Below are 23,171 nucleotides of genomic sequence, written 5' to 3'. Positions count from 1 at the left end.
CTAAGCCTTTATCGGGCCGCGTTCGCTGCCGACCATGTTACTGAAATGTTCCAGTCTGTCTGGGGTGCCGATATCGAGCCAGATACCGGAATGTTTTTGTCCGCTTATCCGTTGCTGTTGTATTGCCCGATTGAGCACCGGGCGCAATTTTAGCGGTGCTGCCGGAACGCCCTCGAATAATTCGGGGCGATAGAGGCCAATTCCGCTGAAAGTCAGTTTGGTTTCCCCTTGCTCTGCCAGCAAGCCGGAGTCAGTCAGGGCGAAGTCGCCTTCGGGGTGGTGCGGCGGATTGTCGATCATGACCAGATGTGCCAAGTCTAACTTGACGTCGCGCAACGGCCGCAATGAACAATCGCAGACAATGTCGGCGTTGATAGCCAGAAACGGAGTATCACCAAGTAGCGGCAAGGCTTTGGCGATGCCGCCGGCCGTTTCCAGTGCCGTTTCGCCTTCGTCGGAGTAAGCGATCGATAGGCCCCAGCGTTCGCCGTTGCCGCAATGGTTTTTAATGAGCGCGCCGAGGTGGGCGATATTGATCACGATATCGGTGAAACCGGCGGCGGCCAGATTTTCCAGGGTGTACTCGATTAGCGGTTTGCCGGCGGCTCGCAGTAGCGGTTTCGGGGTGTGATCGGTCAGCGGACGCATTCGTTCGCCGCGTCCGGCGGCGAGGATCATGGCTTTCATTGGATGGGCGGGTAAGCGGGTTTAAGCTGCTGCTGTAAAAATTGGTGAAACTGGTCCAGCTCCGGATAGCGAGTACAAACGTGTTCCACGTAGGCAAACGTGCGCGGAATATCCGCCAGATAACTGGATTTGGCGTCGCGCAGGTGGAGCCTGGCAAAAATACCGATTGCTTTCAGGTGACGTTGCATGCCCATCAGATCGAACCAGCGTTGAAATTGCCGGTAGTCCACCGCGATCAAGTCTGCGGCTTCCAGACGGGTATGGTAGGCTCGAGTCCATGCGTCGACTTGCCGGTCCGGCCAAGCGATGTAGCAGTCACGCAACAGCGATACCAGGTCGTAGCTGATCGGGCCAACCACGGCGTCTTGAAAGTCGATTACACCTAGAGTACCACTGCGCGGCAACATCAGATTACGGGAATGGTAGTCGCGGTGGACGCAGACCCGCGGCTGCGCCAATGCCGATTCGATTAGCATTCGATTCAGTCGCTCTGCCAATGATTGCGGCAATTCCAGTCCGACCAATTTTTGCAGGAACCACTCGTAGAAGATGCCGAGTTCGCGTTCGATGAATCCCGCGTCGTATTCGGGCAATCCGCAGCTGGCGGGGTCGACGTTGCGTTGCAATGCGAACAGGCTATCCAAGGCCTTGGCATAGAGGCTCTCCGCAGTTTCCGGGTTTAGCCGGTCCAACAGGTTTTCGCAGCCTAAATCTTCCAACAGCAAAAATCCCAGCTCAGTGTTGCTGCTATGAATCTCAGGGACGTGAATGCCGGCCTCTCGCATTAAACCCGCGACCCGGATAAAGGCGGCGCAGTTCTCTTTCTCGGGCGGGGCGTCCATCGCGATGTGCACGCCTGAGGCGTGTTCGATCCGAAAGTACCGCCGGAAACTGGCGTCACTGGAAGCGGGGGAGAAACGATGGATGTCCAGCGAAAGATCGCGCTGCAACCAATCGACGAGTGCCGCCAGGCGACGGTCTTCCAAGCGGGAGTCGTACATTTTTGATATTTGCCGAGCAACCTAAGGTAAAATGATTCGATGCATTTTATTCGATTTCCATCCTGCTAAGCCAATTTAGCCGCATTCGCCAAAACATGAATTATCGGTTCTATACAATTTCTTCTGCTTTGATGTTCGTAACCGGGCTTGCGTCCGCCGCCAACAACTCGGCATGGAATTGTGAACAAACCAAAAATGGCGAATGGACCTGTCTTAACCAAGGCCCAAGTAACACGCCTGAGCCCCAGCAACAACCGCAAACCGTAAAATCTGTTCCGGCCGAGCCGGTGGCGCCGGTCAAAGCGGAAACGGTGGCCCAACCGCCCGCCGCCGTAGCGCCTGTGCCGACGCAGCAGGCGCAACAACCGGCGGTGTCTCCGAAGGATGCGCCGAAAGAAACGGTTAAAGTCGTGGAAAAATCGGTCGCCGAGCCGCAGAAGTTGCGGGTGAAAGTTGGCGAGAACCAGAAACCGGAAGTCGAAAAAGCAGAAGCCAAAACTCAGGTTGCGGCGGGTGGCAGCCGAACCCAAGGCTGGACCTGTAAGGCTGGGGATGCCAAAAACGGTTGGAACTGCAATCTGGTCGGTGCCGATCCCAAAGGCGAGGCCCATATAGTCGACGATAACGGCGTCGCCGATGCGGCCGGTTCGCTCTGGTTTGCCCCGGCGTTCAGTCATCAGCAGGAACGCGACTTTCAGACTTTGCGGGCCGAATTCGATCGCGATCCGTGGCAAAGCTGCGAGGTGTGGGGAAAGAGGAGGCCTAAAATTAAGGCGACTTCCAAAGAAGCCAGGGATGCGGCAACCACCGAAATCAATGCCGATTTTTCCGAAGTCTTCGACGGCGAAGTGTTGAATTTTGCCGGCAATGTCGATATGAATCGTGCCGATCAGCATTTGGTGGCCGATAAAGCCAGTTACGACACAGTGGCCGAAACCTTGGACGCGCAAGGCGGCGTGTTATACAGCGAAGATCAACTCGCGATGTCCAGCGACACGTTGTCGCTGAATCTGGGTAAAGACGAAGCCCGTCTGCGCAATGCTCAATTCATCGTGCCGCAGGCGCCTTTCCGCGGTAGCGCCGACGTGGTTTACCGGGACAGTAAAAGTTTGTCGCGCTACAACGATGCAGCCTTTACCAGTTGCGCCCCCGGTAACCAGGATTGGGTCGTGCATGCTTCGCGTTTGAAGATTAACCGGGACAGCGGGCAAGGCTCGGCGAAGAACGCCTGGCTGGAGTTCAAAGGCGTTCCGGTGTTGTATACGCCGTACATCTCGTTTCCTACCGACAACCGGCGCTTATCCGGTTTCCTGGCGCCGACCTGGGGTAGTACCCAGCGTAACGGTTTCGACGCTACTTTACCGTTTTACTGGAATATCGCGCCTAACTTCGACGACATCGTCACTCCCCGGTACATGAGCCGACGCGGCGAACAATTACGCAATAAATTCCGCTATTTGACGGAGATGTCCCGCGGTACGTTTGCCGCAGAATACATGCCGCACGACCAGTTGGCGGATAAAGCCCGCTACTCGGCGAGTTTGAAAGACCAGACCTTATGGCTTCCGGGCCTAAGTTCCTTGCTGGATTTGAACTACGTCTCCGACAAGACTTATTTCAACGACTTGAACAACGCTCTGGGATTTCAAAATACCAGTTACCTGCCCAGCACCGGCATGCTGACCTACGCTCGCGCCGGCGTGTATCTGTCGGCCGCCGGCTACCACTACCAGTCGGTGGACAAGACCATCACCGACGATTTGTTGCCTTACGACGTACTGCCGCGCATAGGCATGAATTTTTCCCACGCCTTCGACGATTTTCCGCTGACTTTGGCGTTGGACAACCAATACAGCTATTTCACCCACAAGACCCTGGTCAACGGCCAGCGCTTTAATGTGGCGCCGTCGGTCAGCTTCCCGTTGGAAAGCAGTGAGGGCTTCTTCATCCCGAAGATTTCGGCATTGTATTCCCAATACCAGCTCAGCAACCAGACCGTCGCCGGGCTGCCGAGCAGCATTTCCCGGACCTTGCCGGTGTTTTCGGTGGACAGCGGTATTGTGTTCGAAAAGGATATGCAGATTTCGGGGACTCCGTATGTCAATACTTTGGAGCCGCGCCTGTTTTATCTGTACATCCCGCGCAAAGACCAGAGCAATATTCCGATCTTCGATACCGCGCTGTTCGATACCAATTTCTACAGTTTATTCCGGGAAAACCGTTTCTCCGGTTACGACCGGATTCAAGATGCTAACCAAATCACGCTGGCGGCCTCCTCGCGCTTTATTGATTCAACTACCGGGCTTGAACCGCTCAAACTGACGCTCGGCCAGATTTTGTATTTCGAGGATCGCACGGTCGATCTGTTCGATCGAAATAATCCGACCTTGCGGCCGTTCGCCCAACCTCAAACCAGTAGCACTTCCAACTTCATCGGCGAGTTGAGCGGCCAGTTGAGTCGGAATCTGCGCTACATCACCGGCGCCCAATGGGATCCGGAGTTGAACAGCTTGTCTCGCGGCCAGTTTGCGTTGAAATACCGGATGCAGCCAAACCAAATCTTGAATATCGGTTACCGTTACCGTCGCGCCAATCCGCAGGACGTGGTGCAGACCGTAAACCAAAACAACACGACTCAAGTGTTCTCGCAAACCATCTCGCAAACCGACGTCTCGTTCCGCTGGCCGTTGTTCGGCGAGTGGTTCGGCTTAGGCCGTTGGCAATATTCGTTGAATTTCGACAAAACCACCGAGAGCTTCATCGGGATCGAGAAGGAAAACTGCTGCTGGCGGTTCCGCGTCCTCGGCCGGCGTTTCATCAACGGTGCCAACACCATCGCCTTCATCGATCCGAGCACCAAGCCGGAAACCGCTTTCTTCGTACAGTTGGAACTCAAAGGCCTGAGTAGTTTCGGCGACCATGTCGATACCTTCCTGCAAACCAACCTGGACGGTTACCGCAAGGATAATTTCTTTGAATAAGCAATACATGTTGAAACAATCGCTAGCCACTTTGCTGTTTTCGCTTAGTTTTTACGTCGGCTTGGCCCAGGCCCAGCTATTGGATCGGATCGTCGCGGTGGTCGAAGAAGACGTTATCCTGGAACGGGAGCTGAACACCGAAGTTGCGGCGATCAGCAATAAGCTGAGTAGTAGCAACGTGATGGTGCCGCCGGAATTCGTGCTACGCAAACAGGTGCTGGAACGGATGGTGGTCGATAAATTACAGCGGCAAATGGCGGCAAAGTCCGGGATTCAGGTCAGCGACGAAATGCTGAACGCCTCGGTGGCGGACATCGCCGCCCGCAACGGCATGTCCGTCGATGCTTTCCGCAGCGAATTGGCCCGGCAAGGGATGGATTACAAGGGTTTCGAAGACAACTTGCGCAACGAAATCATCATCAACCAGTTGCGTGGCCGCGAAATCGGGGCGCGGGTTAAAGTGACCGATGCCGAAGTCCAGCACTACATGGAAACCCAGAGTAAGGCGGGGCAGAGTGGCGGGCAATATCATCTGGGCCATATTCTGATCGCGGTCCCGGAAGGCGCCTCAGCTTCGGCGATTCAAAAAGCCAAAGACAAAGCCGACCAAGTCATTGCCGATTTGCGCGGCGGCAAAGATTTCAAACAAGTCGCGGTTGGCGTTTCCGACGACGACAACGCGTTGAAGGGCGGCGATCTGGGCTGGCGCAGCATAGGCCAGATTCCTTCCCTGTTTACCGATATTGTCGGTACGATGAACCAGGGCGACGTATCCGAGGCCATTCGGAGCCCCAGTGGCTTTCATATCATCAAGATGCTGGAAACCGAAGGCGGTAGCCAACATATCGTTACCAAGACCAAGGTCAGACATATCCTGATCAAAACCAATGAACTGGTCGACGATGCCGAGGCACAGAAACGCTTATTGGCGCTGCGCGACAGGATCAACGATGGCGACGATTTTGCCGCCTTGGCTCGGGCCCATTCCGATGACAAAGGTTCGGCCATCAATGGCGGTTCGCTGGATTGGGTTGGGCCGGGTGCCTTGGTGCCGCCTTTCGAGGAAGCGATGAACAAATTGGGTATCAACGAAATTAGTGCCCCGGTACAGACTCAGTTCGGCTGGCACATGATTCAGGTGTTAGGTCGGGAAAGCCAGGATAATAGCGAGCAGTTTAGAAAAGATAAAATCCGCGACGAGATTCGGAAGCGCAAAATCGAGGAAGAAACCGAGTTATGGTTGCGGCGCTTACGCGACGAAGCTTACGTGGAAATCGATTTGGACCGACTGTAATAAGTTATGAGCGCGATTCCGGTTGAGCCGAGAAAAGAAGATAAATTCAAACGCCGCCTGCAACGGGTTGCCAGAGAAGAGGATTTGACTCGGCAGCGCGACTTGGTACAACGGATAGCGGCCGATTTGAATATCGACCTGCTGACTTGCGCGGCGGCGTTGGTATTCATGAACCAGCCGAATCTGTATCCGCCCCTGAAACGCCAGCCGGCGGAACCGAGCCGCTCGATTCAGCCCAACTATAAAATGGTTCGTTACCGCCTCGCGGTCGGCAATCAACACCAAGTCAGTCGCGACCAGATTCAGGCGGTATTGGTATCGGAGTCCGGCGTCGACAGAAAACGCATCGGCCGGATTGACATTCGAGACACCTATACGCTGGTGGAGTTGCCCGACGGCATGCCGGCAGATGTCTTTCAGTTATTGGCAGAAACCGAAATCGGCTCGCAAAAGCTGAACATCAAACGCATCAAGCCCAATAAATTCAGACAACAGCGCAATGTTGGCGGAGACGAAAACGGCGGTTGAACCGCCGTTTTCATTGGTGAAGATTACATCGTCAGGCGAATGCCGATCCAGGCCGCTCGGGGCGCGCCGACGCCGACGAAGCGGCTTTGTTGATCGCCCGGCAAACCCAGGCCGTCCAATACATCCCCGGTATTACCCCAGGTGCCGAAGTTGGCGTATTCGCGGTCGAACAAGTTGGTCACTCTACCGAACAAGGTGACGTTTGGATTAAAGCGGTACTCGCTACGCAGGTTGAACACGACGAAAGCCGGCAGTTTGGCCGTCAGATTGGCCTCGTCGCCACGTAGGTATTGCGAGCTGTTGTAGTTCATGTCCATGCCCAAGGTCCAGGCCGAGACGATGTCGAAGTCGGTACTGAATTTGAATTGGTGGGCCGGGATGCCGGGTAATTTATCGCCGGGTCGCACGACGATGTCGCCGTTACCGTCCGCCATCGGGTTGTTGGGGCTGCTGGACAGAAAGCCGGTTTCGAAGCTGGCGTCGATATAGGTGTAATGGGTCGACCAGCGCCAACGTTCGTAAAAGTTTCCGTTCAGGCCGAGTTCGACGCCTTGGCGCAGGGTAGAGCCGACATTGTCGAAGTAACCCAGGTTGCTGCCGACGCCGCCGGTACTTTTGAAGATGATGTCGTCGTTGTTGATGGTGCGGAACAGAGCCAGATTCCAGTCCAGATAGCCTGGCAACAGGTTTTTCAAGCGGCCGCGCAGACCGGTTTCGAAGGTGTTTGCGACCACTTGCTTCAACGGCGGATCGGAGACGAATGCGTTCGGCAGTCGGCACGGATCGTCGGGATTGGCACAGCTCAACTCCATCGGTGTCGGCACTCGCGACGATTCGCTGTAGTTGCCGAAGAAGGTCAATTCCGGCATCACGGTGTAGGTAAAGCCGGCGGCCGGATTGAAGCGGTCGAAAGAATGCGAGCCATTCAAATCTTCGCCGACGTGATCGCGCAGTTTGATGTGGGATTGGTTGTAGCGTCCGGAAACCGTGACGTCCAATTGGTCGGTCACAGAAAAAGTATCGGTCAGGAAAACGCCGTAGTTGTCGGTCTCGGTGGTCAAACGGACGTGAGCGTCTTGAATCAATACGCCGCCGCCGGCCACACCGCGGTCGGCGGTCAATGAACCCAGTTGGGTGTCGGCGTGGTAACGCGCGTTACCGTAGTCAAAGCTGGCGCCGCCGACCAGACGGTTGTTGCGACCGAAAATCTTGTGGTCGAAGGCATCCTGCAGTGCAAAACCGAAGGATTGTTGCAGCGTGCTGGAGGTATTGATCGTGCCGCCTTCCAGTGTGTCGCTGGCAGGGATCGGATTTTCGTTCAGATCTTCCAATTGTGTAACGCCGTCTTCTTCGCACATAAAGCCGCCGCAGTCGCCAAATTCGCTACCGTCGCCGTTATAAGTGCCGATTTTATTGCGTCGGTAGTACATGGTGCCGGATAACTGGTTATGGTCGTTCAACCAAGTGTCGCCGTCCAGTGAGACCAGCATCATTCGGTTGCGGGTAATGTCGGGGTGGGTGAACACTTGATCGCGACCGAAAGCCAGCATTTGTTGCGGTAGCGCCCCGTTGCCGCGCAAGGTGTTCTCGGTCCCGGCAATGCTTAGGTCCAGACTGGATTTGACGCCGCGCCAGCTTAACGTGCCGAAACCTTGTTTGGCCTCGCTGGGCGAATGGGCGCGCCAACCTTTCTCGTTGAAGTATTTGAAATCCAGGAAATAACCCCAGGTGCCGTTGTTCCAGCCGCTGCTGACTTCTTCGGAATGACGATCCCAAGAGCCGCCTTGGGCCTCGAAGCTGTGGCCGGGCGCGGAAAAGCCGGTCTTGGTATTGACGCTGATCGAACCGCCCAATGCATTCAGACCAAAGGCCGGATTCGACGCCGGCTGCAGCGCCATGCTTTCGATCGCGCCGTTCGGTATCAAATCCCAGTTCACCATGTCGCCGAACGGTTCATTGAAGCGGATGCCGTTGACGTAAACCGCCAAGCCCTGGGGCAATCCCATCAACGGCGACGCGCTGAACCCGCGGTATTGCAAGTCCGGCTGTAGCGGGTTGTTTTGGGCGTCGTTAATGTTGACGCTGCCCAAATAACGGTTCATGTACTCGGCCAGCGAAAGCGCCTGTGCCTCCTGCAACTGGTCGGCGGAAACGGTTTGTACGTTGGCCGGGATTTTCCTGATGTCAATGCCGCTGAACTGTAATGGCGTTACCGCAACCACCTCCACCGCATCCAGTTTATCGGAGGTTTCGGCCGAGATGGCTTCGGCCAATGGCAGCAGGCTAAACCAGGGCAACATACCCACGGCAAATTTATTCATGACTTTTACCTAAACTGACTAACCAAAAAAGTGCCGCATGGTAACTCGCGCGTTGCAAAGTGCTATGGTTCTGGCCAAAAAAAGGAAATTTTCCCGGTCGCCGTCATTGGCGAATTATTCAGCCGGGCCGCGGCCGGCGGAGTAAAATAGCCAGCCGAGCCCTTTATCGGCCCCCTTGTCAAACAGAATGAGATCATGTCCATCCAATACATCGATAAACCCGACCAAATTGCAGACCTTTGCCGGCAAATAGCCAACGAACCTTGGATTGCACTGGATACCGAGTTTCTCCGCGAAAAAACCTATTACCCCAAGTTCTGTCTGTTGCAAATCGCGGCGCCGGGCTGGGTTGCCTGTGTCGATCCGCTGGCCGTCGGCGATTTGAGCGAGTTGTTCGACGCCATCTACGCGCCGAATATCGTCAAGGTGCTGCATTCGTGCCGCCAGGATCTGGAAATTTTTTATCAGATCACCGGCAAAATCCCTGGGCCGATCTTCGATACCCAGATTGCCGCGCCTTTGTTGGGTTTTCAGGAAAATCCGGGCTATGCGATGCTGGTATCCAGTTTTTTGAACGTCAATTTGAGCAAGGCACATACCCGCACCGATTGGTCGGAGCGGCCGTTGAGCGCCGATCAGATTCAATACGCTGCCGACGACGTGATTTATCTGTGCAAGATTTACACGATGATGTGCGAACAATTGGCCAAATTGGGACGATTGAATTGGCTGGAGAGCGATTTTGCCTTGTTGAACAATCCCGAGCTCTACCAACTGTCGCCGGAGAACGCCTGGCTCAAAATCCGCGGTAAGAACAAATTGACCGGCAAGCAGTTGTCGATCATGCAAAGCCTGAGCGAATGGCGCGAACGCAGCGCGCAACAGGAAAACAAACCGCGCAACTGGTTGATGCAGGACGATTTGCTGCTGGAGCTGGCCAAATTGCAGCCGGTAACGCTCGCCGAGCTCGGGAAGATCCGCAACATCAACGAACGCACGGTAAACCGTTACGGCAAGACCCTGTGCAGCCTGATCGAGGAGGCCAGGCAACGGCCGCCGAAGCCGATTGCCGATAAAGACCACGCCTTTAAAAAGAATCAGCAACACGAGGCGATTCTGGATGTGTTGAGCGCGGTGGTCAGGATTCGGGCCGAGGAAAATTCGCTGAATCCGGTGATACTGGCAAGCCGCAAGGATTTGGAGCAATTGCTGTTCGGCGATGAGGATTGCCTGCTGCTGCAAGGCTGGCGCTACAACATGGCCGGCCGCGAATTGCAGGGCCTGCTGAATGGCGATTATTCGTTGAGCTTAAAACCCGAAGGCGTGGTAATCAGCGCTGCGTAATACCAAAGCCGTTGAGGCGGACATACTCGACAAACCGTTTCAGAGGGTTGGAATCAGTCCGGCTGCAGCCAGGCTAAGATAGGTTTTGTAGCCGGCGGCGGCGGCCAAGCCCAGAAAAAGCAGGCCGCTGACTTTATGCAACAGGCTAAGCGGGATACGTTGCAGCACGGTACGGCCGGCCAAAACGCCGAGCGCGGATGTAAAACCCAGCGCGAGGGTGGAGCCTAACCAAACAGCAGCGGGTTGTGCGGTACTGCTGAAGGCGACCACGGCCAATTGCGTCTTGTCGCCGAATTCGGCGACCGTGATCAGCAAGAAGGTGGTGAAGAAAATGCCGTGACCGCTTTTTTCGGCAACATCCTGTCCGTCTGCGTCATCGTCGCTATTGAACAGGGCGTGAATGCCGAACACCGCGAATAACAATGCGACACTGGCCGCGACGGCATAGTCCGGCAGCCAGTTCGCGATCGCTGTGCCGAATACCACGGCCAACGTATTCAACAGCATGAATGCCGCGATCGCGCCCCACAGTACCGGTGCCGGCCGGTGGCGCGACGCCAGCGTCATGCAAACCAGTTGGCTTTTATCGCCGATTTCGGCGGCGGCGATCAGTGCAAAGCTGGTGCCGCCGGTGGTCAGAAGTTCGGCTGGGCTGATGGCTTGAAGTTGACCAAGTAGCTGGGAGATATAGTCCATGGATCCGGTGTTTTCGAGAAAGATAAAAGTAGGCCCGCCGGTTTTGATCTGTAAGGCGGGCGATTGGGTCGAAAGTGTCGGCTAGACCAGCAGCCTGTCCAATACCATCATTACGATGAAACCGAACATCAGCGAGAAGGTGGCGATGCGCGAGCGGCCTTTGGCGTGGGTTTCCGGGATGATTTCTTCGCTGATCACGAACAGCATGGCGCCGGCAGCGAAACCCATGGCGATCGGCAGGATCGACGAAAACAGTGTGACCATCGTGATTCCCAGCAAACCGCCGACCGGCTCGACCAGGCCGGTCAAGGTGGCAATTCCGACCGCTTTCCATTTATCGTAGCCCAGGCCCACCAGCGGCAGAGCCACCGCCAAACCTTCCGGCAGGTTTTGCAAGGCGATCGCGATGGACAGCACCAAGCCGTTGTTCAAATCGCCGGAACCAAAGCTGACCCCGACCGACATGCCTTCCGGGAAGTTATGGATGGTGATGGCGATGATGAATAGCGAGATTTTTTGAAGCGAATCCAAGGAATGGTCGCTGACCGAATCGAAATGCAGATGCGGCAGGCGGCTGTCGGCGAAATGCAAGAACAGGGCGCCAATCAGCATACCGGCCGAGACGACCCACAAACCTTTGCCGGGCCAGACTTGTTCGCCGTATTCCATGCCGGGCACCAGCAGCGAAAATGCGGTCGCGGCCAACATGACGCCGGCGGCGGCACCGAGCAGACCATTGAATAAGCGGTCGGAAATGTCTTTAAAAAACAGGGCCGGCAGGGCGCCGACGCCGGTGGCGCAGCCGGCCAGTACGCTGGCGAGAAAGCCGATCACGACGATTTTGCCGAAAATGAGGTAGAGGCTGCCGAATACCAGAATTTGCGATGCCAGGAACAGGCCGACCAATACCCCCCAACGTTGCAAGGTCGGCAAAGTCATGACCTGCAGGTATTTGGGGTGGGCTTGCAAGCGGAGGTAGTAGTCTTCCAGTGTTTTTTGAATATTCTGCATATCGTTACCCGATCGATGGTTAGGCTAAGCCGGCGATTATACTTATTAAGTGTAAGCTTAAGTACCGGTTGCCGGGAATCCGTTCGGAGGCCATCGCGCATGCGGTTTGGACAGGTACTGCCTGGCCGATACGGTGGCGCCTATCGCCGGACAAGTTTAGTACCCCAGAACGCTGTCTGTTGCCAGGGGCTAAGGTTTCGATTTAAAGTTCCAACCGGCACGTTGGGTAGCGGCTGAGTACGCCGGATCGGGACGTCTATTCGCAAACTGAGGCAAAACAGGGTATCTCTACTATGAAAAACTTACACGGGTATGTCACGACGATCGCGCTGTGCTGCTTAAGCGCGAGTGTGCCGGCACAGGAGGCCGGTCAGATTTTCGGCTTGGATGGGGCGCAAAATGCGGTTGCGCAACAAGCGCCGGCTGCGGTCGGCGCACTGGGCTCTGCCGTTACCGGTACAGGCAACGAAGCGAGTTTGATCAATTTGCTGGTCGGAAAATTGGGCATCAGTCCGCAGCAGGCTTTGGGTGGTGTCGGCTCGATCTTTTCGGTAGCGCAACAACGCATGAATCCCGGTGATTTTTCTCAGTTGAGCGGTAGCGTTCCCGGCATGGACGGCTACCTGTCGTCGGCGCCGCAACTGCCGCCAGCCGGCAGCAATAGCAGTTTATTGGGTGCTGCCGGTAGTCTGTTGGGTGGTCAAAACAATGCCTTGGGCAGTTTGGCGGCTTTGGCCGGCTCGTTTCAGTCCTTGGGCATGAACCCTTCCATGGTCAGCCAGTTTTTGCCCGTCGTATTACAGTATGTGCAAAACCAGGGCGGAGCCGGCGCCATGAACCTGTTGCAACAGGCTTTGCATTGAGACCCCGCTGGGCGGCCTTTGATTCAGACAAAAAATAACAATATGGAAATATTACTGGTCGGTGCGGTACTAATGATTGCCGCAATTTTAATGTCGGCTTGGCTGATGACTTTTGCCAAATGGTTCCCGGTTCCCGGCATCGACGGCGTGTTCCTGAAGGATTACAAAACCATGATTCGCGCTCACGTCGATTTTGCGTTGATGGCGCTGTTCTGTCTCGGTTTTTACGCAACCAAAGTGCAGTTACCGGTGGCGGCATGTTGGCTGGTCGTGATCGGCGGCATGACAAATCCCGGCGTATTTGTGGTTGCGGCCTTCGATCCCGATTTCTGGGCAAAGCCGGTGTGGCGGATTTATTCGCTGCTTAGTTTTATCGCAACGACCCTGGGATTCGGCTGGATCGCCTGGACTTTATTGCGCTTCGCTTTGCAGACCGGCTAAGCGGTATCGAAAACAGCGGCTTGGCGCTACAATGGCGCGTCTTTCATTGCCAGGTAACGATTACATGACAGCCGCTGCTTTACCCATCCACGATTATGCCTTACTGGACGACGCCGAGTGTGATGCGCGGATAGCCGCCGCCAAAGCCAAGCTCGGCAAACGCTGCATTATTCTGGGCCACCATTACCAGCGCGACGAGGTGTTCAAGCACGCCGATATTTACGGCGATTCTTTGAAACTGTCGCGCGAAGCCGCCCAATCCGAGGCCGAATACATCGTATTTTGCGGCGTGCATTTCATGGCCGAGGTCGCCGACATTCTGTCGCGGCCGGAACAAATCGCAATTCTGCCGGACATGGCTGCCGGTTGCTCGATGGCCGATATGGCCAACAAAGTCAAAGTCCAGCAATGCTGGGACGAATTGGCCAACATCATCGACGTCGAAAACACGGTCACGCCGGTGACCTATATTAACTCCGCCGCCGATTTGAAAGCGTTTTGCGGCCAACACGGCGGTATCGTCTGTACCTCGTCCAACGCTCAGAAAATCCTGAACTGGAGTTTTGCCCGCCGCGAGAAAGTGTTGTTCTTCCCGGACCAGCATTTGGGCCGCAATACCGGTTTTCGGATGGGTATCCCGTTGGCACAGATGGTGACCTGGGATTTCAACAAAGCGCAAGGCGGTTTGACCGAGCAGCAAATCCGCGACGCCAAGATTATCCTCTGGAAAGGCCATTGCTCGGTGCATCAGGCATTTCAGCCGGAACAGATCGACAATTTCAAGGCTAAACATCCGGAAACCATCGTCATTTCCCATCCGGAGGCTTGTTTCGAAGTCTGCGAAAAATCGGATCACATTGGTTCCACCGAGATGATCCTGAAGATTGTCCGCGAAGCCGAAGCGAATACCCGCTGGCTGGTGGCCACCGAGCTGAATCTGGTCAACCGTCTGGCCCAGGAGTGCAAGGCCCAAGGCAAAAGCGTGCATTTCATGGCGCCGACCTTGAGCATGTGCTCGACCATGTTCCGCACCGATCCGCAGCATTTATGCTGGGTCTTGGAAAATCTGGCCGCCGGCCATGTCGTCAACCAAGTCGCGGTAGCTGCCGAGCAGGCCGCACTGGCCAAGCAGGCACTGGACAATATGCTGGCGGCTTCCTGATCCCGCGCTTTTAAGCTCCCGGCCGGCGGCAATCCGCCGGTCGGCTACTCTCGTTTTCATCATGACATCCTTGCAAAACTCCTTGGCCTGCCCGGCAATGCTGATCGCTGCGCCGGCTTCGGGCCAAGGCAAAACCACCATCGCCGCCGCACTGGCTTACCATTTCCGCAGCCAGGGTCTGCGGGTGCGGGTGTGCAAAACCGGCCCCGATTTCATCGATCCGCAGATATTGGCGTTCGCCTCCGGTCATCCGGTTTACCAACTGGATTTGTGGATGATGGGCGAGAGCCATTGCCGCGAGTTGCTCTACCGTGCCGCCGGGGCAGCCGATTTGATCTTGATCGAGGGCGTGATGGGCTTGTTCGATGGCGACAGCAGCAGCGCCGATTTGGCCCAGGCGCTGAGCGTGCCGGTGGCGGCGGTGATCGACGCGCAAGGCATGGCGCAAACCTTCGCCGCGGTCGCCCATGGGTTGGCCAGCTACCGGCCGGAATTGCCGTTTGCCGGCGTCATCGCCAACAAAGTCGGCAGTGCCGGCCATGCCAAGCTGTTGCAGGAAGCCTTGCCTCCGGACATGCCGATGCTGGCCGCGGTCGCCCGCGACGATGCCATCGGACTGCCTTCGCGCCATCTGGGCTTGCTGCAAGCCGACGAAATCGGCGATCTTTCCGCCCGCTTGGCGCGAGCCGCCGAATTGCTGAACGGCTTCGGTCCGTGCCGGTTGCCGCAACCGGTAAGATTCGAGCCGGTCCGCTGCGAGCCGCTGCCGCAACTGCTGGCCGGGTTGCGGATTGGCGTGGCGCGGGATGCGGCGTTTTCGTTTATTTATCAAGCCAATCTGGATTGTCTGTTGGCGATGGGCGCCGAGTTGGCGTTCTTCTCGCCGTTGGCCGACTCGGCGCTGCCGGAGGTCGATAGTCTGTATTTGCCGGGCGGCTATCCGGAGCTGCACTTGTCGGCGCTGGCCGGGAATCTGCCGATGAAGCAGGCTTTGCGCGAGCACCATGGTCTGGGCAAACCGATTTACGCCGAATGCGGCGGCTTTCTGTATTTGCTGGAAAGTCTGGCCGACAAGCAAGGCCAAGCCGCCGAGATGGCCGGTTTGTTGCCCGGCCGGGCGACGATGCAGAGTCGGCTGGCAAACCTGGGCATGCACAGTCTGACCTTGGCGGAAGGCGAGATCCGTGGTCACAGTTTTCATTTTTCGACCCTGGAAACCGAACTGCAGCCGCTGCAGATTTCGCAGCCGCTACGCAGTTTCGGCCATGGCGAAGGGTTTTTTCGCGACGGTGCTTTGCAGGCGTCTTATCTGCACCTGTATTTCCCGTTCAACCCGCGCGCGGCGGCCGGTTTTTTCCGGCAATCCGGCCGATAAAAACTGTTTCACGGCCGGCCTCTATGGGATAATGCCGCGTTTTCACCGGGCAGACAACAGTAGGTAGGATATGGACGAAAACAAGAAAAAGGCTCTCGGCGCCGCGTTGATGCAAATCGAAAAACAATTCGGCAAGGGCTCGGTCATGCGCATGGGCGACGTCGCCGCGACCCGCGACATCGAAGTGGTGTCCACCGGCTCCTTGTCCGTCGACATCGCGCTGGGTTGCGGCGGTTTGCCGCGCGGCCGAATCATCGAGATATACGGTCCCGAATCGTCCGGTAAAACCACGTTGACGCTGCAAACCATCGCCCAGATGCAGAAATTGGGCGGCACCGCGGCCTTCGTTGACGCCGAGCACGCGCTGGACCCGGTGTATGCGCAAAAGATCGGCGTCAATATCGACGACCTGCTGGTGTCGCAACCGGATACCGGCGAACAGGCCCTGGAAATCACTGACATGCTGGTCCGTTCCGGCGCGGTCGACATTGTCGTCATCGACTCGGTGGCGGCGCTGACACCGAAAGCCGAAATCGAAGGCGACATGGGCGACTCGCACATGGGCTTGCAGGCGCGCTTGATGTCGCAAGCCTTGCGTAAATTGACCGCCAACATCAAACGCTCCAACACGCTGGTGATTTTCATCAACCAGTTGCGGATGAAAATCGGCGTGATGTTCGGCAATCCGGAAACCACCACCGGCGGTAACGCGTTGAAATTCTATGCCTCGGTCAGGATGGACATTCGCCGCATCGGCGCGATCAAGAAAGGCGACGAGGTGATCGGCAACGAAACCCGGGTCAAGATCGTCAAGAACAAAGTCGCACCGCCGTTCAAGCAGGCCGACTTCGAAATTCTGTACGGCGAGGGCGTGTCATTCCTCGGCGAATTGGTCGACTTGGGCGTCGAATTCGGTTTCGTGCAAAAGTCAGGTTCCTGGTACAGCTACAACAACGACAAAATCGGCCAAGGCAAGGATAACGCCAAGCAGTATTTGCGCGAGCACCCGGAAATCGCCGCTGAGCTGGAAAAAGCCATTCGCGAGAAAGCCTTTGCCAGCAGAGTGACGACCGCTCCGGCTCATGAAGACGAAGACCCCGAGTTCAACGACGGCGAATGAGCGTGGCCGGCAAATCGAAGAGATTTGTCTGAGATTGTTGGCGCGGCGCGAACACAGCCGCCGCGAGTTGCTGGATAAGTTGGCCTTGCGCGGCTTCGAGCGCGACGAAGTTAATCCGGTTATCGATGCGCTGACCGAGCAGAATTGGCAAAACGACGACCGCTACGCCGAATGTTACGTCCGCGACCGCATCGGCAAAGGCTACGGCCCGGTCCGCATCGCCTACGAATTGCAGCAGCGCGGCATCAGCGGCGTCGATTTGGACGCGCAAGCCGAAGAGCAGGGCGGCTGGCTGAATTTGGCCCTAGACGTCTATGCGGGTAAATACGGCGACGAAAAGGCCTTGCCGCCAAACGAATGGGCCAAGCGCAACCGGTTTTTGCAGCAGCGCGGCTTTAGCGGCGAGACGATCAAGCAGGTGTTTGCCGCATTAAAAATCAAGTTATCTCGGTCGGGCTGATCCTTTCGGTTCAGCGCTGTATCCGGTTTGGTGGCTCTGGCGTGGCCAAGGCCGAGTTTGTTATGGATTAGAAAACAACTGAAGTAAACCCATGAAACATATGACCAGCGCCGAAATTCGCGCCGCCTTTTTGGAGTTTTTCCGCCAGCGCGGCCACGCCGTGCGTCCGTCCAGCAGTTTGGTACCGGGCAACGATCCGACCTTGTTGTTCACCAATGCCGGCATGGTGCAGTTCAAGGACGTATTTTTGGGCCGGGAGAAAGTCGATTTTAACCGCGCCGCGACCAGCCAGCGTTGCGTGCGGGCCGGCGGCAAGCATAACGATTTGGAGAACGTCGGTTACACTGCCCGCCACCATACCTTCTTCGAGATGCTGGGCAACTTCAGCTTCGGCGATTATTTCAAGCGCGACGCGATCAATTTCGCCTGGGACTTTCTGACCAAAGAAATGGGCATTCCGCCGTCCAAACTCTGGGTGACGGTGTTCGACGAGGATTCGGAAGCCGAGGCGATCTGGCTGGAAGAGGTCAAAATCGATCCGACCCGCTTCTCGCGCATCGGCGCCAAGGACAATTTCTGGTCGATGGGCGATGTCGGTCCGTGCGGCCCTTGCACCGAGATTTTCTACGACCACGGTGAGCATGTGGCCGGTGGCCCGCCGGGCAGTCCTGACGACGATGGCGATCGTTATATCGAGATCTGGAACTTGGTGTTCATGCAATACGAGCGCGACAAGGACGGCAACCTGACGCCGCTACCTGCGCCGTCGGTCGATACCGGTATGGGTCTGGAGCGAATCGCCGCCGTCATGCAGGGCGTGCACAGCAACTACGAGATCGACATTTTTCAAAACCTGGTCAAGACCGCCGCCGCACTGGCCGGCACCAGCGATTTGAGCAACAGCTCTTTGCGCGTCATTGCCGACCACATTCGCTCCTGCGCATTCCTGGTCGCCGACGGCGTGCTGCCGTCCAACGAAGGCCGCGGCTATGTGTTGCGCCGCATTGTGCGTCGAGCGATTCGTCACGGCTACCGCCTGGGCATTCAAGACACCTTTTTCTACAAATTGGTTGCGCCGCTGGCTGCCGAAATGGGTGAAGCCTACCCCGAATTGGTCAAGGCACAGGAACAAGTCGAACGGGTGCTGAAAAAAGAAGAAGAGCGCTTCGCCGAAACCTTGGGCCAGGGCATGAAAATTCTGGAAAACTGCGTTGCCAAACTGGATGGCCACGTCATCCCCGGCGACGTGGTGTTTCTGTTGTACGACACCTACGGTTTCCCGGTCGATTTGACCGCCGATTTCGCACGCGAACACAACCTCAGCGTCGATCACGCCGGTTTCGAAGTCGAAATGAGCGCCCAACGCGACCGCGCCAGAGCCGGCGGCCAGTTCGCGGCCGATTACGATCAGGACATTCGCCACGACAGCGTCACCGAATTCACCGGTTACTCGCACCTGCACGGCTCGGTGCAAGTAATCGGCCTGTTCAAAAAAGGCCAACCGGTCGAGAGCTTGGAAGCCGGCGACGAAGGCGTGGTGATTCTGGACCAAACCCCGTTCTATGCCGAATCCGGCGGTCAGGTTGGCGACAGCGGCTTGATCGAATGCACCGGTGGCACGTTCGAAGTCACCGACACCCAAAAGCAGGGCGGTCAGTTGTTTTTGCACAAGGGCAAAGTCGTCAAAGGCGTGATTGCCGAAGGCATGGCTTGCGAAGTCAGCGTCAATGCCGAGGTCCGTAAAGCCACCGAGCGCAACCACTCGGCGACCCACTTGTTGCACGCTGCATTGCGCAACGTGTTGGGCGAGCACGTGCAGCAAAAAGGTTCGCAGGTCAACAATGAGCGTTTACGTTTCGACTTCTCGCATTTCGAGCCGATGACCGCCGAGCAAATTGCTGCGGTCGAGCGTCTGGTCAACGAACAAATTCGCGCGAATAACGCGGTCTGCGCCCAAATCATGGCCAAGGATGACGCGGTCAAAGCCGGTGCGATGGCCTTATTCGGCGAAAAATACGGCGACGAAGTGCGGGTTCTGACGATGGGCGATTTTTCCACCGAGCTGTGCGGCGGCACCCACGTGCAGCGCACCGGCGATATCGGCTTGCTGAAAATCGTCACTGAAACCGGCGTCGCCGCTGGTGTGCGCCGCGTCGAAGCGGTTACCGGCGAGGGTGCGTTGGAATGGATTGCCCAGCGCGAACAGGCCTTGTTGAGTATCGCCGGCTTGTTGAAAGCCGCGCCGGACAAAACCGCCGACAAGGTACAGCAATTGCTGGAGAAAACCCGCCATCTGGAAAAGGAACTGGAAAAACTCAAGGGCAAACTGGCCAGCTCGGCCGGCGATGAGATGACCAGCCAGGCGGTCGAGGTCAACGGCGTAAAAGTATTGGCCGTCCAGCTCGACGACGTCGATCCCAAAGCCTTGCGCGACTTGGCCGACCAACTCAAAAACAAGCTCGGTAGCGCCGCGCTGGTGTTGGCGACGGTCAGCGGCGACAAGGTCAGCCTGATCGCCAGCGTCTCGAAAGACGCGATGGACAAGGTCAAGGCTGGCGATTTGGTCAATTTCGTCGCGACTCAGGTCGGCGGCAAAGGCGGCGGCCGGCCGGATATGGCGCAAGCGGGCGGTAACGATCCGGCGGCTTTGGCGGCGGCTTTGGCGGCGGTGCCGGAGTGGGTTAAAGCCAAGCTGGGTTAATCGCGACGGCGGGCCAGAGCGTCCGCCACCAATTTCAGTGTAAGAAAGCCAATAAGGTCAATAAAGAATGGCATTGTACGTTTATAAATTCGGCGGCACTTCGGTCGGCTCGGTGGAGCGGATCAAGGCGGTGGCCGAAAAAGTGAAAATAGCCCACGACAAGGGCGATCAAATCGTGGTCGTCGTCTCGGCGATGAGCGGCGAAACCAACCGCTTGGTGGCATTGGCCAAACAAATGCAGCAGCAACCGACCGACCGCGAGTTGGACGTGCTGCTGTCGACCGGCGAACAGGTGACCATCGCGCTGCTGTCGATGGCGTTGCACCACATCGGCGTGGAAGCCAAGTCCTATACCGGTCCGCAGGTGCGGATTCTGACCGATAGCGCCTTTACCAAAGCCCGCATCCGCGAAATCGACGAAGCCAACATCCGCGCCGACCTGGAGGCTGGTCGAGTCGTGGTTGTGGCCGGTTTTCAGGGGGTCGACGAGCACGGCAACATCACCACTTTAGGTCGCGGCGGTTCGGATACCACCGGCGTGGCGCTGGCGGCGGCGCTTAAAGCCGACGAATGCCATATCTACACCGATGTCGATGGCGTCTACACCACCGATCCGCGCGTAGTACCCAAAGCGCGGCGCTTGGAGCAGATTACCTTCGAGGAAATGCTGGAAATGGCCAGCTTGGGTTCGAAAGTCCTGCAGATCCGCTCGGTCGAGTTCGCCGGCAAATACAACGTCAAATTGCGCGTGTTATCTTCGTTTATGGAAGGTAACGGCACCCTAATTACCTACGAGGAATCAGAAATGGAAAAAGCGTTAATTTCGGGCATCGCGTTCAATCGGGACGAGGCCAAACTGACCTTGACCGGTGTGCCTGATTTGCCGGGGGTGGCGTCGAAGATTTTGGGGCCGATCGCTGCCGAAAACATCGAAGTGGACATGATCGTGCAGAACATTTCCGCTCATGGCACCACTGATTTCACCTTCACCGTGAATCGTAATGACTTTGCCCGTGCCAAGAATGTGTTGGAAGGTTTAAAAGCTGACTTGGGCGGCAGTACGACGGTGATTGGCGACAATACCATCGTCAAGGTGTCTATCGTCGGCGTCGGCATGCGCTCGCACGCCGGTATTGCCAGCTCGATGTTCAGGGTGTTGGCCGACGAAGGCATCAATATTCAAATGATTTCGACATCCGAAATTAAAATTTCGGTAGTGGTCGATGAAAAATACCTGGAGTTGGCTGTTCGCGCATTGCATACCGCATTCGGTCTGGATCAACAGTAGTCTGTTAGGCAAGGCGGGCCGTTGCGGATGGCATAAGAGAAGGCTGGGTGGGAGTTCAATAGTTAAAAAACTGTGTTATAAAACGCATTAGAAATAAGGCATATGCCTTGTTTTTGCCGATAAATCGCGCTTCAAGCGGATTTTTTCCGGCATTATCAATGAGTTATATTTGTGGCATTTTTTGTGCTGTTTATCGGCGTTGCATTAATTTTTTCTGCGCGAGGTAAACAGATGGCTCAAGAATTGGTAGTTGTGAATCAAGAAGTGGTTGCTCAGCAACTGAATACCGCCGGATTGGTTTTGGGTGCCGGTTTGGCGGTGGCTTCGATGATTTTAGTGCCGGCTTTGGCGATGCGGCTTGGCTTGAGTGCGAGCCTGACCGGAGCCCTGAGAATTGCGTTGATGAAGGCTTCCAGCCAAGCGGCACGGGGTCGCCGATAGTGGTTCCTGCGCCCCTGCCTTAAACCGGCGGGTCAGCGCCTCAAACTTCAAAATTTTCCTTTCGGGAACCTATGTCCAAGTTGCCGTCACTCGCATCACGCCGTTGGTTTTCGTCAAGCCGGTTGTCAGGTTCAGGTATAATTCCACTACGGAATGGCGGTATTTGCCGAACAAAAACGGGTTTGTGTCATGGCGGATGAAATCAAAAAAGATTGCGACCTTTGCGGATTGCCGGTTGAAGTGACGGGTTTTGAACTTAAAACCGTCGACGGAGACAAAAGATTTTGTTGCGAAGGGTGTAAAGGTATTTACCAAATGTTGCATGAAGCGCAAGTATTAGCGGATCAAGACGACGCCCGTCAGCCCAATTCATAAACAGCATAGAGGACACTATGGCGCACAAGCACGAACCCAAATCCGATGCAAACGGTCAATCGATGACTAAGCAGGTGGTGGCGGGTACTTTGGCGACCGCAACGGTTAATACTGGAGGAAAATTAATGAGTAAACTAGCGAAACATCCACTGCTGGTGTTTGGTGCCGGGATGGTAGCCGGTTATTTTGTCTACAAATACCGGAAAGATATCATTGCCAGTGCCAGCAAGACCCTGGAGGCAGGCAAAGACTTCGTGCTGCACCAAAAGGAAAACCTGGAAGATATCGTTGCCGAGGCCAAAGAAAGCGAATGAGCAGGCTTGGTTTACACCTCCAACCCGAACTTTGCTGAGTTGACAACGGGCGGTTTCGGCAATCCCGAACCGCCCGTTTTAGTGTGTATTACGACCCATGGCAATCCAGAAACAATTTCTATTGCGTTACCGCGGAGACGGCCACGTCAGGTTTCAACTGCCGGTATCGGCCTGCCAAGCCGAGGCCGCCAGACAGCTTACGCTAAAACTCTCGGAAACTGGCGGCGTCCGTTCGGTGCGCCTCTATCGAAACCAGCGCAAATTGTCGATCCGTTATAACGAGTCGGTTTGCGGCTTCAATCAATTGGCAGTTTGCCTATATCGTGTCGTGGCCGAGTTGGAACAACAGGGGCTGTTCGAGACGCCTTTAGCCGACAAGGCTAAAAAATCGATGCTCGATATCAGTCAGCGCTTCAAGCAAACCCGGGTCGGCGGTTGGTTTCGCGAAAAATATCAGGCCGGCCGGGAAACGTTGCAGGCGGCGAAGATCGTCGGCAAACTGGGTGTCAAAGGCCCGAAAGCGCTGATCAAGGATCCGGAAAAAGCCACGATCGATTTTTTAAATGACGTGTTGGTGCTCTACTTGATCAAGACCCATTGGACGCGGATTACCCAAGAATGGCTGGTGCGGCCGTTTGTACACCGTTACGAATGGATGGCCTTGTTCTATATGTTTTTCTTACTGGTCCGCTCCCGCAGGCCTAAATAGCGTTCAGCCCGGAGTCGCCGCTTGGCCGGCGGCGCACCGGTTCGCCTTTCCAGTACAGG

The 23,171-nt window shown here is 56.1% G+C and carries 21 protein-coding genes; 16 read left to right on the top strand and 5 right to left on the bottom strand.

Annotated elements, in window-relative coordinates; genetic code table 11:
* On the bottom strand, positions 1–687 hold the full coding sequence (gene murU / locus PL263_RS08215; RefSeq protein ID WP_278212546.1) for an N-acetylmuramate alpha-1-phosphate uridylyltransferase MurU: 687 nt from the start codon (positions 685–687) through the stop codon (positions 1–3).
* Complete coding sequence (locus tag PL263_RS08210; RefSeq protein ID WP_278212545.1) at positions 684–1,688, bottom strand: phosphotransferase; 1,005 nt, start codon at positions 1,686–1,688, stop codon at positions 684–686. Before PL263_RS08210 ends, murU begins: the two co-directional genes overlap by 4 nt.
* A 287-nt stretch (positions 1,689–1,975) precedes the next feature.
* Here PL263_RS08210 and lptD point away from each other — a divergent pair, with 287 nt between their 5' ends.
* The 3 genes from lptD to PL263_RS08195 are packed head-to-tail and all read left to right on the top strand — an operon-like array spanning position 1,976 to position 6,491.
* Complete coding sequence (gene lptD / locus PL263_RS08205) at positions 1,976–4,669, top strand: LPS assembly protein LptD (RefSeq protein WP_278212543.1); 2,694 nt, start codon at positions 1,976–1,978, stop codon at positions 4,667–4,669.
* Positions 4,670–4,676: 7 nt separating this feature from the next.
* Positions 4,677–5,963 (top strand): peptidylprolyl isomerase, encoded by a 1,287-nt coding sequence (locus PL263_RS08200; RefSeq protein ID WP_278212861.1) that lies wholly within the window; start codon positions 4,677–4,679, stop codon positions 5,961–5,963.
* 6 nt (positions 5,964–5,969) lie between these two features.
* Entirely contained in the window at positions 5,970–6,491 is a 522-nt protein-coding gene (locus PL263_RS08195; RefSeq protein WP_140912362.1) for a DbpA RNA binding domain-containing protein, read from the top strand.
* Positions 6,492–6,514: 23 nt separating this feature from the next.
* On the opposite strand, the gene PL263_RS08190 is transcribed toward PL263_RS08195, so the two are convergent.
* On the bottom strand, positions 6,515–8,812 hold the full coding sequence (locus tag PL263_RS08190) for a TonB-dependent receptor (RefSeq protein ID WP_278212542.1): 2,298 nt from the start codon (positions 8,810–8,812) through the stop codon (positions 6,515–6,517).
* Between the two features lie 195 nt (positions 8,813–9,007).
* Between PL263_RS08190 and rnd the strand changes: the two genes are divergently transcribed.
* The gene (gene rnd / locus PL263_RS08185) at positions 9,008–10,156 is read left to right on the top strand and encodes a ribonuclease D (RefSeq protein WP_278212541.1); all 1,149 of its coding nucleotides are present in this window, start codon (positions 9,008–9,010) and stop codon (positions 10,154–10,156) included.
* 39 nt (positions 10,157–10,195) lie between these two features.
* Here the strand turns inward: rnd and PL263_RS08180 are convergent, their stop codons facing one another.
* A complete protein-coding gene (locus PL263_RS08180; RefSeq protein ID WP_278212540.1) occupies positions 10,196–10,852 on the bottom strand; it encodes a TMEM165/GDT1 family protein in 657 nt (218 codons plus the stop codon).
* An 81-nt stretch (positions 10,853–10,933) separates the two neighbouring features.
* Entirely contained in the window at positions 10,934–11,863 is a 930-nt protein-coding gene (locus tag PL263_RS08175; protein WP_278212539.1) for a ZIP family metal transporter, read from the bottom strand.
* A gap of 293 nt (positions 11,864–12,156) precedes the next feature.
* On the opposite strand from PL263_RS08175, the gene PL263_RS08170 reads away from it, so the two are divergent.
* The 12 genes from PL263_RS08170 (at position 12,157) to PL263_RS08115 (ending at position 23,112) form a co-directional block, all read left to right on the top strand.
* Positions 12,157–12,726: a DUF2780 domain-containing protein gene (locus PL263_RS08170; RefSeq protein WP_278212538.1), complete on the top strand. Its 570-nt coding sequence runs from the start codon at positions 12,157–12,159 to the stop codon at positions 12,724–12,726.
* 42 nt (positions 12,727–12,768) lie between these two features.
* Complete coding sequence (locus PL263_RS08165) at positions 12,769–13,167, top strand: hypothetical protein (protein ID WP_278212537.1); 399 nt, start codon at positions 12,769–12,771, stop codon at positions 13,165–13,167.
* A 64-nt stretch (positions 13,168–13,231) separates the two neighbouring features.
* Entirely contained in the window at positions 13,232–14,329 is a 1,098-nt protein-coding gene (gene nadA, locus PL263_RS08160) for a quinolinate synthase NadA (RefSeq protein ID WP_278212536.1), read from the top strand.
* 61 nt (positions 14,330–14,390) lie between these two features.
* Positions 14,391–15,704 (top strand): cobyrinate a,c-diamide synthase, encoded by a 1,314-nt coding sequence (locus tag PL263_RS08155; RefSeq protein ID WP_278212535.1) that lies wholly within the window; start codon positions 14,391–14,393, stop codon positions 15,702–15,704.
* Between the two features lie 70 nt (positions 15,705–15,774).
* Positions 15,775–16,824 (top strand): recombinase RecA, encoded by a 1,050-nt coding sequence (recA, locus tag PL263_RS08150; RefSeq protein ID WP_140912354.1) that lies wholly within the window; start codon positions 15,775–15,777, stop codon positions 16,822–16,824.
* Positions 16,787–17,284, top strand: coding sequence for a regulatory protein RecX (locus tag PL263_RS08145; RefSeq protein WP_278212533.1), 498 nt, complete (start codon positions 16,787–16,789; stop codon positions 17,282–17,284). Before recA ends, PL263_RS08145 begins: the two co-directional genes overlap by 38 nt.
* 91 nt (positions 17,285–17,375) lie before the next feature.
* Positions 17,376–19,985, top strand: a complete 2,610-nt coding sequence (gene alaS / locus PL263_RS08140; protein WP_278212532.1) for an alanine--tRNA ligase — start codon at positions 17,376–17,378, stop codon at positions 19,983–19,985.
* 67 nt (positions 19,986–20,052) lie between these two features.
* A complete protein-coding gene (locus PL263_RS08135) occupies positions 20,053–21,273 on the top strand; it encodes an aspartate kinase (protein WP_278212531.1) in 1,221 nt (406 codons plus the stop codon).
* A gap of 171 nt (positions 21,274–21,444) precedes the next feature.
* A complete protein-coding gene (locus PL263_RS08130; RefSeq protein WP_278212529.1) occupies positions 21,445–21,714 on the top strand; it encodes a hypothetical protein in 270 nt (89 codons plus the stop codon).
* A gap of 153 nt (positions 21,715–21,867) precedes the next feature.
* The gene (locus PL263_RS08125; RefSeq protein ID WP_260839292.1) at positions 21,868–22,089 is read left to right on the top strand and encodes a heavy metal translocating P-type ATPase metal-binding domain-containing protein; all 222 of its coding nucleotides are present in this window, start codon (positions 21,868–21,870) and stop codon (positions 22,087–22,089) included.
* A 17-nt stretch (positions 22,090–22,106) separates the two neighbouring features.
* Positions 22,107–22,403, top strand: coding sequence for a hypothetical protein (locus PL263_RS08120; protein ID WP_186289570.1), 297 nt, complete (start codon positions 22,107–22,109; stop codon positions 22,401–22,403).
* Between the two features lie 97 nt (positions 22,404–22,500).
* Positions 22,501–23,112, top strand: coding sequence for a hypothetical protein (locus PL263_RS08115; protein ID WP_140912351.1), 612 nt, complete (start codon positions 22,501–22,503; stop codon positions 23,110–23,112).
* Positions 23,113–23,171: the final 59 nt, after the last annotated feature.

It is taken from the genome of Methylomonas sp. EFPC3 (assembly GCF_029643245.1).
Lineage (GTDB): Bacteria > Pseudomonadota > Gammaproteobacteria > Methylococcales > Methylomonadaceae > Methylomonas > Methylomonas koyamae_B.
The sequence above is the reverse complement of the archived record's forward strand: the minus strand, read 5'-3'. Positions and strand labels throughout refer to the sequence as shown.